Annotated in this window: 14 protein-coding genes and 2 pseudogenes; 7 read left to right on the forward strand and 9 right to left on the reverse strand. The window is 70.7% G+C overall.

Translation table 11 applies throughout. The features are described from left to right. Positions 1-177 precede the first annotated feature (177 nt). Positions 178-384: a DUF397 domain-containing protein gene (locus C1I97_RS17335; RefSeq protein ID WP_111004127.1), complete on the reverse strand. Its 207-nt coding sequence runs from the start codon at positions 382-384 to the stop codon at positions 178-180. Next, positions 381-1,205: a helix-turn-helix domain-containing protein gene (locus tag C1I97_RS17340; protein WP_111004128.1), complete on the reverse strand. Its 825-nt coding sequence runs from the start codon at positions 1,203-1,205 to the stop codon at positions 381-383. The genes C1I97_RS17335 and C1I97_RS17340 overlap by 4 nt, the downstream gene beginning before the upstream one ends. Before the next feature lie 269 nt (positions 1,206-1,474). Here C1I97_RS17340 and C1I97_RS41495 point away from each other — a divergent pair, with 269 nt between their 5' ends. From C1I97_RS41495 to nhaA, 4 genes are all read left to right on the forward strand, one after another. Continuing rightward, positions 1,475-1,609, forward strand: a complete 135-nt coding sequence (locus C1I97_RS41495) for a hypothetical protein (protein ID WP_258382604.1) — start codon at positions 1,475-1,477, stop codon at positions 1,607-1,609. Between the two features lie 192 nt (positions 1,610-1,801). Next, positions 1,802-2,614 carry a M23 family metallopeptidase gene (locus C1I97_RS17345; RefSeq protein WP_111004129.1) on the forward strand — a complete coding sequence of 271 codons (813 nt, stop codon included), beginning with the start codon at positions 1,802-1,804 and terminating at the stop codon, positions 2,612-2,614. 88 nt (positions 2,615-2,702) lie between these two features. Further along, positions 2,703-2,984 (forward strand): hypothetical protein, encoded by a 282-nt coding sequence (locus C1I97_RS17350; protein WP_111004130.1) that lies wholly within the window; start codon positions 2,703-2,705, stop codon positions 2,982-2,984. 636 nt (positions 2,985-3,620) lie between these two features. Further along, positions 3,621-5,498, forward strand: coding sequence for a Na+/H+ antiporter NhaA (gene nhaA / locus C1I97_RS17360; RefSeq protein ID WP_181446769.1), 1,878 nt, complete (start codon positions 3,621-3,623; stop codon positions 5,496-5,498). A 213-nt stretch (positions 5,499-5,711) separates the two neighbouring features. Here nhaA and C1I97_RS17370 read toward each other — a convergent pair whose 3' ends face one another. The 3 genes from C1I97_RS17370 to C1I97_RS17380 are packed head-to-tail and all read right to left on the reverse strand — an operon-like array spanning position 5,712 to position 9,408. Beyond that, complete coding sequence (locus C1I97_RS17370) at positions 5,712-7,136, reverse strand: sugar porter family MFS transporter (protein ID WP_111004136.1); 1,425 nt, start codon at positions 7,134-7,136, stop codon at positions 5,712-5,714. Further along, positions 7,133-8,563 carry a glucose-6-phosphate dehydrogenase gene (locus C1I97_RS17375; protein WP_111004133.1) on the reverse strand — a complete coding sequence of 477 codons (1,431 nt, stop codon included), beginning with the start codon at positions 8,561-8,563 and terminating at the stop codon, positions 7,133-7,135. The genes C1I97_RS17370 and C1I97_RS17375 overlap by 4 nt, the downstream gene beginning before the upstream one ends. Next, on the reverse strand, positions 8,560-9,408 hold the full coding sequence (locus C1I97_RS17380) for an SMP-30/gluconolactonase/LRE family protein (protein ID WP_111004137.1): 849 nt from the start codon (positions 9,406-9,408) through the stop codon (positions 8,560-8,562). Before C1I97_RS17380 ends, C1I97_RS17375 begins: the two co-directional genes overlap by 4 nt. 99 nt (positions 9,409-9,507) lie before the next feature. Between C1I97_RS17380 and C1I97_RS17385 the strand changes: the two genes are divergently transcribed. After that, a complete protein-coding gene (locus tag C1I97_RS17385) occupies positions 9,508-10,698 on the forward strand; it encodes an FUSC family protein (protein WP_258382605.1) in 1,191 nt (396 codons plus the stop codon). Between the two features lie 212 nt (positions 10,699-10,910). Here C1I97_RS17385 and C1I97_RS41505 read toward each other — a convergent pair. Continuing rightward, positions 10,911-11,039, reverse strand: a pseudogene (locus tag C1I97_RS41505) (alpha-N-arabinofuranosidase); the annotation flags it as partial. Positions 11,040-11,065: 26 nt separating this feature from the next. Beyond that, positions 11,066-12,151 carry a MerR family transcriptional regulator gene (locus tag C1I97_RS17395; protein ID WP_111004139.1) on the reverse strand — a complete coding sequence of 362 codons (1,086 nt, stop codon included), beginning with the start codon at positions 12,149-12,151 and terminating at the stop codon, positions 11,066-11,068. A 313-nt stretch (positions 12,152-12,464) separates the two neighbouring features. Between C1I97_RS17395 and C1I97_RS17400 the strand changes: the two genes are divergently transcribed. After that, positions 12,465-12,884, forward strand: coding sequence for a hypothetical protein (locus C1I97_RS17400; protein WP_111004134.1), 420 nt, complete (start codon positions 12,465-12,467; stop codon positions 12,882-12,884). 61 nt (positions 12,885-12,945) lie between these two features. Here C1I97_RS17400 and C1I97_RS42975 read toward each other — a convergent pair whose 3' ends face one another. Next, the gene (locus tag C1I97_RS42975) at positions 12,946-13,020 is read right to left on the reverse strand and encodes a 50S ribosomal protein bL37 (RefSeq protein ID WP_388350547.1); all 75 of its coding nucleotides are present in this window, start codon (positions 13,018-13,020) and stop codon (positions 12,946-12,948) included. 59 nt (positions 13,021-13,079) lie between these two features. Here C1I97_RS42975 and C1I97_RS39945 point away from each other — a divergent pair, with 59 nt between their 5' ends. After that, complete coding sequence (locus C1I97_RS39945; RefSeq protein ID WP_181446768.1) at positions 13,080-13,238, forward strand: hypothetical protein; 159 nt, start codon at positions 13,080-13,082, stop codon at positions 13,236-13,238. Here the strand turns inward: C1I97_RS39945 and C1I97_RS17405 are convergent. Continuing rightward, positions 13,228-13,517, reverse strand: a pseudogene (locus C1I97_RS17405) (LLM class flavin-dependent oxidoreductase); the annotation flags it as partial. The gene C1I97_RS39945 and the pseudogene C1I97_RS17405 sit on opposite strands and share 11 nt — an antisense overlap.

Below are 13,517 nucleotides of genomic sequence, written 5' to 3' on the forward strand. Positions count from 1 at the left end.
GTGCTCACGAGCACCACGGACTCGGACGTACGGGTCATGGGGGCTGTGCATGGGGAACGCTCCGTACAGGACTGCTGCCAAAGAGGATAAACCCCACCATTCTACGCGAGTTCTCTCGTCAGTCGCCCAGCCCACCCACCGTGAGCCCGTTGTCCAGCTCGGAAGCCGTGTTCGGCTCTACTCCACCGCAAGCGCCACGAACGCAGCCCACTCGCCCCGGCCGACCCGCAGCACTGGTCCGCGACCCGCGGCCTTCGAGTCCCGCACGTACACGGCGTCCAGGCCGGCGGCCACCTCCACGCAGTCACCGCCGCCCGATCCGCTGTAATTGCTCTTGAACCAGCGCAGCCCGCCCACGTGCTCGGATACCTGCTCCACGCTCATGTCTCTCCAACCAGCCGTTCGATGAGCCGCGCAGACTCGATGCCGTTCAGAGCCTGCGATCGCAGCTTGCCATACCGCAACCCGAAGGCGCTGACCTCTGCCGGATCATGGACGACGCACCCGACTTCTTGGGACTCGATGTACCCGAGTTGCTGGTGCTCCTTGGTCTCCAGTAGCACGAATGGGCCGTTCAGCCCGGAGTGGAAGCCGCACGCGGCAGGCATGACCTGGATCTCGACGTTGCGCAACGTGCCCATTCCCAGCAGGTGTTGCCACTGCCCCCGCATGATTTTCTTGTCGCTCACCGGATTTCGCAGCGCCTCCTCACCGATGATGAACGACAGCTCGGCCAGCGGCACGCGAGTGAGCAGCTTCTGTCGACTCAGTCGCGCCTCTGTGTGCTGGTCGATGATCTCCTCGCTCAACGGCGGGCAGTGCCTGGCGAACAGGGCCCGCGCGTACGCCTCCGTCTGCAACAACCCCGGCACCAGTAGCGGGTCGTACGAGAAGCGGCTCACCACCTCCGCCTCGATCAGCGCGAAGTTACGGAAGAACCGAGGCAACTTTGCCCGGTCCACCTTGTCCTGGAGCACTTCCAAGACCCCGCCCGCATCCAGCACCCGCTCCGCCGCCACCGTGAACGCCGCCTTCGCCGGCCGCCGCCCCTGCTCCACCGACGCGACCTGCTCCAGCGAGTAGCCGATAGCGTCGCCGAATTCCTGCTGGTTCAACCCCGACCGCTTCCGCAGATACTGGAGCAGCACCCCGTACGCCGACCACACGCCCGGCAGGTCGGGCTCCTCGTGCTTCGGCTTCGCCACACGACTGTTCCGCGTACCCCGTACCGCCTTCACGCTCCCACACCCTTCCGTGCCCTGAGTGCAACCCGCCCACCACCCACGGCCACGCTCGTCACCCGCACGCTGCCGGGAACATGGCCAACGCGACCCGCAGGAGCGAGGGCACGGAGTGTGACCCGTACAACACCCGTACAACCAGGGCGCCGGCGAACCGCCCCGGCCGTACGACAAGCGCGACGTACGGCCGACGTACCTGGTCAGCGGCACACCGACTCGCTCACGCTGACTCTGTGACACAGCATCAGTTCACCGGCGAGGCGAAGCCAACGCCACCCCGCACCTCCGCCGCCCACCACCTGACCCTGCGTTTCAGCAGCACCAGACGCGGCGCCCGGCTGGCCCGGCACCTCGCCGTCCAGCAGTAGAGCCGGGGCCCCGCCCCGCATCTGCGGTGGGTGACGACGCCTTTTGCCCCAAGCTGCGGGGACCAGTGGCGCCGGCTTGCCTCGGGGGAGCTTCCCGAGGGTCTGTTGTGAACGCATCAAGTTGCGGCATTCTGGGCCCGTCCGCGTACGCGGAGGTCAATCCTCCATGCACTTCGTAGTTCGGAGACAGCATTGAGATCGATACGCATTGCCCTGCTGGGCCTCGTGGCCCTCGTGGGCGGCTTGCTCGCGGCGACGCCCGCGCAGGCGGCGCCCGTCTTCAAAGCCCCCTTCGCCTGTGGCCAGAAATGGACCTACAGTCACCACTCGGCCGAGGTCCGGGAGGCGCTGGACTTCATCCGCAGTGACGGCGGCACCACCAGCGGCGCGCCCGTGCTCGCCTCGGCCGCCGGAACCGCCACCCGGCACTATCAGGCGAACGGCGCCGGCAACTACATCAAGATCGACCACGGCGGCGGCTGGCAGACGTACTACTTCCACCTGAGCGCCTTCAGCGTCGCCGACGGCGCCTCCGTCGGACAGGGCCAGCAGATCGGCACCACCGGGAGCACCGGCAACTCCAGCGGCGCGCACATCCACTACGAGCAGCTCTACAACGGCGTCGGCCAGAAGATCAAGATCAACGGAACCCAGCTCGCCTACCCGAGCTCGTACGGCAGCTACCACCTGACCAGCGACAACGGCTGCGGCACCAGCAAGTACTGGGTCGACACCTTCGCCAACGCCACGGGCTACGCGCAGCCGAACACCAACGACCCGCAGGGTGTGCTGAACGCGGGTACCAACTACGTGTACTGCAAGGTGTGGGGCCAGCAGATCAGCGGCGCGAACGGCACCTACAACCACTGGTGGCTGAAGACGGACCTCGACACCACCTACGCGGGCAAGAACGGGCGTGGAGCGTACGTCTCCGCGTACTACCTGTCGCGCTGGGGCAACGACGAAGCGCGTGACAACAACGGCACCGTGATCCCGAACTGCTGACGCGACATCATCGAATGCGTCGGGCCCGGCCGCTCCCCTCGTGAGCGACCGGGCCCGATGCGCGGGGCGCCAGTCCGGCACTGTCACGTTGGTCGGCGCGTGGGATGATCTTGGGGCTGGTCGCACGCCGTCTTCCCCCGCAGCCCTCGACACCCTGCTCACCGCGGACCTGGAGACCGGCTCCCTGCACAACGTACTGCGCCGCCTCGGCCTGCGCCCGACCCTCGGCTCCTCCGTCCCCACCGCACGCACCGCCGGCGACGGCGCACCCGAACTCGGCGTCGACGCCGCCACCCCGATGCTTGTCGAGACGCGCTCCATCGCCGACCAGTACGGCGCCCCCTGGAACACACGGTCAGCTCCTACGTAGCCCACCGCTACGCACTCCAGGTCGACTCCTCCGTCGCCCACCGGGAAGGCCCCTGACGCGGCCGAACCGGGAGGGGAAACCGCTGTGCCGTTCGACGACGGGCGTCACCACGTCGAGGACGGCGGCAGCGCGCGGTTGGCGCCGGGCAGCGGGACGAAGTCCGGAAAGGACGAGACGCCCGGCACAGGTGAGAGAACCGGCAGAATGGGAACCGATCCCGAGATATCCGGTGGACACGCAAGGAAAGGTCGTCCGACACCATCCATGCCGTCAACCGCGTGCCGGCCGTCAGCCGTCGTCCCGCGCCGAGCCGGGCGGTCGCCGCACCGCCTGCGGTCCGCCCGAAGAGCCCGCAGGAGGGCCCCGCATGACCACCACCGTCCGCGACAACCCGGAGCAGCGCCGCTACGAGAACCACGGAGGGCAGGCCCCGACGGGTTTCTCCGCCCACAGGATCACCGGCCGGAAGAACGCCTTCCCGCACACCAGGCCCCTCCCGGAGTTCTCCGGCCGCGGCCCGGCCCGGCAACCGGTCGCCCTCACGGCCCGAGAGCCCCGCTCTGGAAGGCGGTCTGCGCCCCACCACCGGAGCGGGAGCACATGCGGGAACAGCGGGACGGCGCGGTGGCAGCGGTGATGCGGAAGGACAACGCCCAGGCCTCCCAGACCCCGGCCGGGAGGCGCACGCTGGTGGCCCAGCTCGCCGACCGGGTGCGCGCCTTCCTGACGACCGAGACAGGCAGCGTCGGTCTGCTCCTGGCCGCTGTCGTGGTGGCCCTGGTATGGGCGAACTCGCCCTGGTCGGACGCGTATGCGTCGCTCTGGGCGACCGAGGCGTCCTTCTCGATCGGCGGTGCCAGTCTCTCCATGGACCTGGGGCACTGGGTCAGCGACGGCCTGATGGCCCTGTTCTTCTTCGTCATCGGCCTGGAGGTCCGCTACGAGATCTCCGTGGGCGTGCTGACCGACCGCCGGCGCGCCGTGATCCCCGCCCTGGCCGGGATCGGCGGCATGCTCGTCCCCGCGCTGCTGTACCTGGCGATCGCACCCGGAGGCGAAGCCGCCAGGGGGTGGGGCGTGGTCATCGGCACCGACACCGCGTTCATGCTGGGGGCGCTCACCATCGTGGGCCCCCGGTTCGTCACGCAACTACGCGTCTTCCTGCTGGCCATCACCGTCATCGACGACATCGTGGCCGTCGCCGTGATCGGCCTGGTCTACTCGGGGGCGCTTCACCTGCCGGCCCTGCTGGTCACGCTCGCCCTGTGCGTGGCCCTGGCCGGGCTGACCCGCCTGGGCGTCTGGCACACGTCCCCGTACGTGCTGGTCGTTCTCGCGCTGTGGCTCGCCGCCTTGGAAGCCGGCCTGCACGCCTCCATCGCCGGCATGCTCGGCGGTCTGCTCATCCCCGCCCACATCCCCGCACGCCAGGCGGTGGAACGGGCCGTCCGGCTCTTCCGGGCCTTTCGCCAGTCCCCCCGCCCGGACGTGGGCCTGACGGCACGCAGGGGACTCAAGCGCGCCGTCTCCGTCAACGAGCGGTTGCAGACGGTGCTCCACCCCTGGGCGAGTTACGTCGTCGTCCCGTTGTTCGCGCTGGCCAACGCCGGCATCGACCTGCGCGGCGGTGTCCTCGCCGGCGCTCTGTCCTCCTCGATCACCTGGGCCGTCGTCATCGGCCTGGTCGTCGGCAAATCCCTGGGCCTGGGAGGCGGCGCCCTGCTCGGCGCCCGCCTCGGCCTCGGCAGGCTCCCGCAGGGAGTCGGCCCGGGCCAGGTCCTGGGCGGCGGCGTCCTGTCCGGGATCGGATTCACCGTCTCCCTGCTGATCGCCGGACTCGCCTTCACCCACCCGGTCCTGCGCGCCCAGGCGACCGTCGGCGTCCTGCTGGCGGCCGTGTTCGCGACGGTCCTGGGATGGCTGGCGTTCCGCCTGGCCGCGGTCCTGGGCGGCGAGACGGACGCCGACCTGCCCCGTACCCTCGACCGTCCCGTCGACCCGGCCACGGACCACCTCGCCGGTTCCCCGGACGCGCCCCTGACCCTGGTGGAGTACGGCGACTACGAATGCCCCTTCTGCGCCCGTGTCACCGGTGTCGCCCAGGAACTGAAGCAGCGTTTCGGGGACCGGCTCCGTTACGTCTTCCGGCACCTGCCGCTCCCCGATGTGCACGAGCACGCCGAACTCGCCGCCCGGGCGGCGGTCGCCGCAGACGCGCAGGGACGCTTCTGGCAGATGCACGATCTGCTCTTCGCCCACCAGGACCAGCTCGAGTTCGACGACATCGTCGGCTACGCCGCCCAGATCGGACTCGACGTCGAGAAGTTCCTCCGGGACCTCGACGAGGAGCAGACGGCCGCCCGGATCCGGGCCGACGTGGCCAGCGCCGAAGCCAGCGGGGCCCGTGGCGTCCCGACCTTCTTCATCGGCGACCGTCGCCACACCGGACCCCACGACGCGGCGACACTCGCCCGCGAACTCGAGGCATCCGACCCCCACGACCACCCGGCATGACCGCACCGTCCCTCGTGGTGTCTTCGCGGTCCTGCAAGAGGGCCGCAAGAGCTGTTGCGGCGGGCCGGGTCGCCGCCCGCGCACCTTGCCGAAGATCCGCGAGCGGATGACGTACGCACGCCGCGGCGGCGAGCCGTTCGCCAAGCCCCCTCGTACGGCCCGACACGCCGTGGACGAGTAGCCCCACCCGGGCACGCGCTCCGCGCACGGATGTCACTTCGCCCGCACGTTCCATCGCCGGCGGAGGTCCGCACCCACCTCGTCGGCGTGACGGCCACGCGTCTCGGGAACCCACTTGGCGACGAACGCCATGCCGAGAGCGCAGATCACGGCGAAGATCCAGAACGCCGGCGCCTGCCCGATGGCCGAGATGAGAGGCAGGAACAGCAGGCTCACCACGAAGTTCGAGAGCCAGTTCACGGTCGCACCGGCACTGGATCCCGTCGCGCGTTGGGCCGGGGGGAAGATCTCGCCGAGGAGGACCCAGAAGACCGGGCCCATGCCGATCCCGAACGCCACGATGTACAGCAGCATGAAGACGAGCATGAGCAGCGGGCTCAGACCCGCGGCGAACGCCACACCCAGCAGCGCGATGGAGATTCCCATACCCGCGAGGGAGCCGAGCAGCAGTGGGCGGCGGCCGAGTCGGTCGACGAGGTTGACGGCGACCACGGTGATGATGACGTTGATGACGCCGATGAAGACCGAGTAGTAGATCGCCTTCGAGGCGGACAGGCCGGCTTCGCCCATGATCGTCGGCGCGTAGTAGAGGATCGTGTTGATCCCGGAGAACTGCTGAAGAGCGGCAAGGATCAGGCCGACCAGGAGTGCCGGGCGGACCGCCGGGGCCAGCAGCGCCCACACGCCTCCCGGCCGGCTTCCGGTCCCGCCACGGCGCTGCCCGTCGCCGCGGTCGGTGCTGCCGAAGCGTGAGATGACCAGGTCCGCGCCGCCCGGTTCGGTGACCTCGTCGAGGACCTTCCGTGCCTGGTCCGTTCTGCCGTGGGCGATCGACCACACCGGGGATTCGGGCAGCCACAGACACGCGAGGACGAGGAGCGCGGAGGGGATTCCGCCGACCCAGAACATCCCGCGCCACTGCCCGGACCCGGAGAAGGCCCAGTTCACGAGGTAGGAGGCGAGCAGGCCGATGGTGACGAGCAGCTGGTTGAGGCTGAGGACGCGGCCCCGGACCTGGGCCGGCGCCATCTCGCCCAGGTAGGTCGGCACCGTGGCCGACACGCCGCCGACGGCGAGGCCCATGATGATGCGGCCGAGCAACAGCACCGCGTAGCCGCCTGCGACGGCGGCGGCGGCGATCCCGAGGAAGAACAGCACACCGAGGCCGGCGAGGAGCGGGCGCCGCCCGTAGCGGTCCGCGATCCTCCCGCTGACCAGCGCGCCGACGACCGCACCGAGCAGCAGGACGCTCACCACCGAGCTCTGCTCGAAGGAGTTCAGGCCGAAGTCGTCACGGATGAACAGCAGCGCGCCGGAGATGATCCCGGTGTCGAAGCCGAACAGGAAGCTGCCGATGGTGATGGACATCGCCCATCTGCGGACGGTTTTGAGCCCCTGCGGCGTGAGCCGGACGAACCGGCTCTCCTCTGCCGGGCGGGTGTTCAGCGGTTCGGTCATGTCGCCCAGGACTCCCACGTCGCCGGACCGGCGCTCCCGGCCCGGTAGTCGTCGAGCGGGACGCGGCCGTCGCGCCAGGCGTCCAGCACCGGCTCGATGATGCGCCACGACTCGACCGACATGTCGTCGCGCACCGACAGGGGCTTCTCGTCCTCGAGGACGCCCCGGAGCACCTCGCCGTACTCGAGCAGGTCGCCGGGGCCGAAGCTCGTGTCGAGCGTCACCGGGGAGATGGTGGACGGGTCGCCCGGCCCGTTGATGTTGAGGTCCAGCTGGAGGCGGCGGGGGCCGATGCCGATGCGCAGCCGGTTTTCGAGGACCTCGCCGGCGAGCCCGTCCGGGACGCGCTGGGGGGCCTTGAACCAGAAGGTGACCTCCTGCCGGGGCGAGCCGATCGCCTTGCCCGACCGGACGCGGAACGGCACACCGGCCCACCGCCAGGTGTCGACCGCGAACACGACCTCGGCCAGGGTCTCGGTCTCCCGGGCGGGGTCGATGCCCGCCTCGTCGACGTACGAAGGGAGCGAACGGCCGTCGATCGTGCCGGCGGTGTAGCGGGCGCGGCGGCTGAACCGCTCGGGACGGTCGTCCCAGACGCGGGTCGCGCGCAGGACGTGCGCCTTGGCGTCCCGCACGTCGAGCGGTTCCAGCGCGCTCGGTGCGGGCATCGCCACGAGCGTCAGCACCTGGAGCAGATGGCTCTGGATCATGTCGCGCAGGGCGCCCGTCGTGTCGTAGAAACCGGCGCGGCCCTCGAGGCCGAGCGTCTCGTCGAACACGATGTCGACCGCTTCGACGTGCTCCGCGGTGAGCAGAGGCTCGATCACCCGGTTGGCGAACCGGACGCCCAGGATGTTGAGCACCGTCGACATGCCGAGGAAGTGGTCGACGCGGTGCACGTGGTCCTCCGGCACGAAACCGTGCAGCAGTCCGTTCAGCGCGGTGGCGCTGGCCGCGTCGGTGCCGAAGGGCTTCTCGAGCACCAGGCGCGTACCGTCCGGCACGCCGATCCGGGCCAGCGCTCGGCAGGCCTCGACCGTGACCGCCGGCGGCAGCGCGAAGTACAGCGTGAGGCGACCGCGGCGACACGCCAGCAGGCGGCGCAGGCCGTCCTCGTCGGTGGCGTCCGCGGCCACGTAGCGCGCGTCGCGGACGACGGTGTCGACGGCCGGCCCGCTCGCCCCGCCCGCCGCGAACGCCTGCGCGACGACCGCCCGCCATTCCTCGTCGCTCCCTTCGCCCCGGTCGCTGCCGACGAGGAAGAGGCCGGTCAGCGAAGATGTGGCGACCAAGCTGCCCAGACCCGGAAGGAGCAACCGCGCCGTCAGGTCGCCGCGCGCGCCGAGGATGAGCAGAGTCTGTGTCTGCCCGGTCCGCCCGGTCTGCTCGATGTCTGGGTTGTTTGCGGGGACGTCGGCGGCGCTCATCCGGCAAACTCCCGTACGGCCACGCCCCTGACCCCCGGCGCGCAGGTGAACAGCGCACCCGCCTCCGGCTCGGCGCCGGGCTCGAGGTGCTCACGCGAGGTCGTGATGAACAGTCGGTCGAGCCCGGGCCCGCCGAAGGTGCACGCCGTCACCTTGGTGACCGGGAGCTGCACGACCTCGTCGAGGGCGCCGTCCGGCGCGTACCGGTGCACCGAGCCGCCCCCGTACAGGGCGACCCACACGCCGTCCTCCGCGTCGACCGTCAACCCGTCCGGACCGCCCGGACCGCCCGGTACGGCGACGAACGGGCGACGTCCGCTCAGCCCGCCCTCACGGTCGTAGTCGAAGACGTCGATGCGGTCCGTGGCGGTGTCGACGTAGTACGCGCGGCTCCCGTCGGGGCTCCACTCGAGGCCGTTGGAGATCGTCACGGCGTCGAGGACGGTCGTCGTCGAGCCGTCGGGGTCCAGGCGGTAGAGGGACCCGGCTCCCTGCCGGGTGTCGTAGGCCATGGAACCGCAGTAGAACCGCCCGTCGGGATCGCATCCTCCCTCGTTCATGCGGACGCGTTCGTCGCTCCACAGGGAATCCAGGACGGTCACCGTCCCGTCCGCCTCTTCGAGGGCGAAGCCGCGTTCGACACCGATCACGGCACCCCCTTGTCGCCTGGGCCGGACCGCGGCGACCACGGTGCTGATGTGCCGCCGCCTCACTGTTCCGGCCGAGGCGAGCGACAGCACGTCCCCCGCCAGCATGTCCAGCCACCGAAGGCCGCCCCACGCGTCGGACCAGACCGGCCCCTCACCGTGGTACGCGAGCGGTTCGGTGAGCTGTTCGACCTTCACCGTCGCCACTTCCTTTCCGCCACCTCCTTCCCGGCGCGGGCACGGCTCACCGGAGCCGGCCGACGCCGGGTGGGATGACCGGGTGACATGATGAGAAAGGTGAGCGCGCCGCGGTCCCGCAGAGCCCGCGCGGTGATGCAAGCCCGCGCGGTGACGCATCGGGCGGCAGCCGGTCTCTCGGACGGCGTCCGCCGAGCGGTCGCGGACGGGTGGCGGCTCCTGCAGGCGACCGCCAGTGCCACAGCGGCATGGCTGGTGGCCCGCTACGTGCTCGATCACCCCGCCCCGTATTTCGCTCCCATCTCGGCGATGATCGCGCTGACCGCGAACCTCGGCGAACGCGGCCTGCATGCGATGCGGCTCCTGAAGGGCGTGCTCCTGGGCCTTCTGGTCGGCGAGCTGGTGCTGGTCACCGTGGGGACCGGTCCGGGCTCGATGGCACTGGGCGTCTTCGTCGCCCTCACGGCCGCACGCGTCCTCGGGGGCCCGCAGGTCGTCCTCGTCCAGGCCGGCGTGAGCACCGTCCTCGTGGTGGCGCTGGGTGACCAGTCGAACGGTGTCCAGCGCCTGGTGGACATGCTGATCGGGGCGGGCATCGCTCTGGTGTTCACACAGGTCCTCTTCCCGCCGGAGCCACTGGCCCTGTTGCGTCGCGCCGAGAAGGCGGCGCTCACCCCGATCGCCGACGGCCTCGCCACCACGGCCGACGCCATCGCCCAGGACGACGACGAGCTCGCCGGGCGCGCGGTCGGGAAGTTCCGCGACGTGCAGGACCGCTTGGCGGAGCTGCGCCAGGTCGGGCAGGCCAGCACGAGTGTCACCCGCAGGGCGCTGGTGTGGCGGGCGGCCGTCGTCGTGCACGAGAAGGAGAACTCGGAGCACCTCGGTCTGCTGGGCGCCAGTTGCCTCACGCTCGCGCGCCTCGTCGCGTCGGCCGACTCCGGCACCCGTGGCCGCTTCCAGCAGCCGGTGCGCGACCTGGCGGACGTCATCGCCTCGTTGGCCCGCGAGCTCGGTGACCGCGACGTCCGCCAGCGCGCCGCGGACCGCTCGCTGGAGCTCGCGACGCGGCTCACCGCGGACGCCGGGTCGGCCGACTCGGACCGGACGTTCCTGGCCCACAGTCTCCGCATGGCCGCGGCCGACGTCAGCGCGTTCGCCGGCGTCGATCTCGCCGATGCGATCAAGGCGATCCGCGCGGGAGCGCTGGAGCAGCGCGTGCCGCCCATCGCACCGGCGCCCGGCAGACTCCTCGGCTGGCCCAGGCGGCTTCGGGGCAAGACCCGCTAGCAGCCCGCTCGGAGCGGGCCGTCGGGATGGAGGCCGCCGGACCGAAGGGCCGGGCTGTCCCCCGTCGTTCCTGGTGGGCATGGCGATTCCTGTGCGAGGTGGGCCGACGGGCAGGCGGCGCGGGGCCGCCACCCTTTCGATGGTCCCCAACGCCCCGGCCCCGCGCATCTTCGCTTGCCCTCATCGGATCAGCCCGACGACACCGCCGCAGGTCAGGCATGCTCCCCGGCCGTGTCGGCCACGGGGACGCCGAAGTCCGGGGTGCCGTCCGCCCTCCAGCCGAGCTTCTGGACGCGGGTGTGGCGGTCGGGGTCGTTCAGCGGATCGCCGTCGATCTCCTTGTCCGGAGCGTCGCCGTGCGACGGGGTCAGTTCTCCAGCCGGACCGGCATCAGCAGCGAGAACGCGTGCTCGTCGTCGGGGCGGCGGATCACGAGGGGTGCCGTGGAGGCGCTGAACTCCAGGAACAGTTCGTCCCTGGCTCCGGCGGCGAGCGCGTGCAGCAGGAACTCGCGGTTGACAGCGATGTGGTTCTGATCCTCGTCATCGTCCTCGCAGACGGTCACCGTGCCGTCGTCCGCCACCTGGAGCACGCTGAGGTCGTAGGGCGCGCCGTCCTGCCTCCGTACCTCGCTCGTGCGGACGGGACCGGTCGCCAGGGACTTCCGGAAGGCCGCGACATCGACGAGGGTCCGTCGGCCGGCGGGCGGGTGGACGAGGCGACGGTAGTCGGGGAAGTCGTGGTCCAGGCACTGGCCTGCCGCCCGACGGTCCCCTGTCTCCAGCGCCACGCGGTCGCCGTCCACCGTGAGCTGGACGGGTTCCTCTCCGGCCAGGAGCGCCCGCATCGCGTCGGCGAGCGGGAGGGGCACGATGACCTGCACCCGGTCCGCGCCGTGCCCGGCGGTCCGTGCCCGCGCGACAGCCATCCGGTACCGGTCGGTGGCCACGAGACGGAGGTCTTCGCCCTCGATGTCGAACAGGACCCCGCCGAGCACCGGCAGCTCCGGGTCGGTACTGGCCGCGAAACGGACCGCGTCCAGCGCGGCGGCCAGCTCCGGGGCGGAGACGGACAGCCGGGCCGTGGCGGTGCGGAGCGAAGAAGTCATGGGGTTCTCCCTGTGGTCGAGTACTGCTCTGAGCGCGGAGAACTCGCTGCGGGCGCCGGACAGACCCAGTTCGAGACGGCGCAGGTGCGCCTGAAGGAGCCCCCGCACCAGGTCGGTGTCCGCGCTGGACCAGCCGGCCAGCACCAGCCGGATGTCCGCCAGCGGCATGCCGGCCCGGCGCAGGCGGGCCAGCAGCCGGGCCTCGTCGCACTGCTCGGGGTCGTACCAGCGGTAACCGCTCACCGGGTCCACCCAGGCGGGGACCAGCACACCGGCCCGGTCGTAGAACCGGAGCGCGCTCACGCTCAGTCCGCTGTCCCGGGCCATCTCCCCGATGCTGCGCATGTCGTTCTCCACATCCGGAACTCTGGACCCTCCACAAGGTCGAGGGTCAACCTCGTCAACCCGGTCCGTCTCGATCAGGCGGGGCAGTCGGCCTGCGTGGTGGCCGTGCGCGAACGGGCCGCTCGACGCCGCGCGGGTCAGGCGCGATTCGGCATTCATGCCCTGACCTGCTGACCTGCTTCATTACCTCAGCGGTAATCGACCCTCCGTGCGGAACCGGCCAAGGTGGGGGTCACCGGAACCCGGGCGGTCCGCTCCGCACGGGCCACGGCCCCGTGACCAGCATTTTCGACCTCGACGGAGGCTGATCGGCATGTCCGCCACCACCCTGCTCGGTACCCTCTCCCGCACCGACCGTCCGCAGACCATGCTGCGTCGCTTCCTCGCCCTCGACGCCGTCGTCACCGGCGTCAACGGACTGGTCTACCTGATCGACTCGAAGCCGGTCGGCAACCTGCTCGGCATCGGATCCGGTGTGCTGTTCGAACTCGGCGTCTTCCTGACACTGTTCGGTGCGGGAGTCGGCTTCCTCGCCGCGCGGAAGCAGCCGCCGGCTCTCGCCGTGAAGGCGGTCATCGACGCCAATGTGCTGTGGGCCGTGCTCAGCATCGTCGCGATGCTCGTCTGGTTCTCACCGACGACCGCGGGTGCCGTCTGGATTCCCGTGCAGGCCATGACCGTCGCCGGTTTCGGTGTGCTCCAGTTCCTCTCGCTGCGTGCCACCAAGGCCTGAGGGACTGCGGATGGCTGATGCCCTGTCCGCCCGGGTGTGTCCGGGCGGACAGGGCATCAGGTCAGGCGTTGGGGCGCTTGCCGTGGTTCGCGCGCTTCTTCTTCCGGCCGCGCCGCTTGTTGCCGCGCTTGGACATGGAAACTTCTCCTTTTTGTCGGAATTGTCCACGATTTGGTCAGTCTAGTGTCCGGTCATGTGGACCGCGAGAACGCCACCGCCCAAGTGCTCGTCGAGGTCATCGACCAGGTCCACGACGAACTGCTGGCCCGACCTGCGCGGCCCGCCCGTACCCGGCGTGCGGCGGAGCACGTCGTCGAGCTGCAGCGGCTCGGGGTGCTCCGGCCTATGCCGTGAAGATCCGCGCCAGCCGCCGGTAGGAGTCCAGCAGGGCGTCGCGGTCGTACGTGCTGGTGGTGACGAGGACCTCCTGGGCGCAGGTCTCCTTCAGGAGCGTCTCCAGGGCGTCCGCGACCTGGTCCTCGGTGCCGGCCAGGTGGCCGGTCAGGCCCGACTCGTAGAAGCCGCGTTCCCTGGCGGTCATCGGCAGGGACTCGACGCGTTCGGCGGGCGGCAGGGGCGGGAACGTGCCGTGGGTGCGGGCGTGGGCCATGGACCAGGCTTCCGGGATCAGGA

Source organism: Streptomyces sp. NTH33 (assembly GCF_003236365.1).
Taxonomy (GTDB): Bacteria; Actinomycetota; Actinomycetes; order Streptomycetales; family Streptomycetaceae; genus Streptomyces.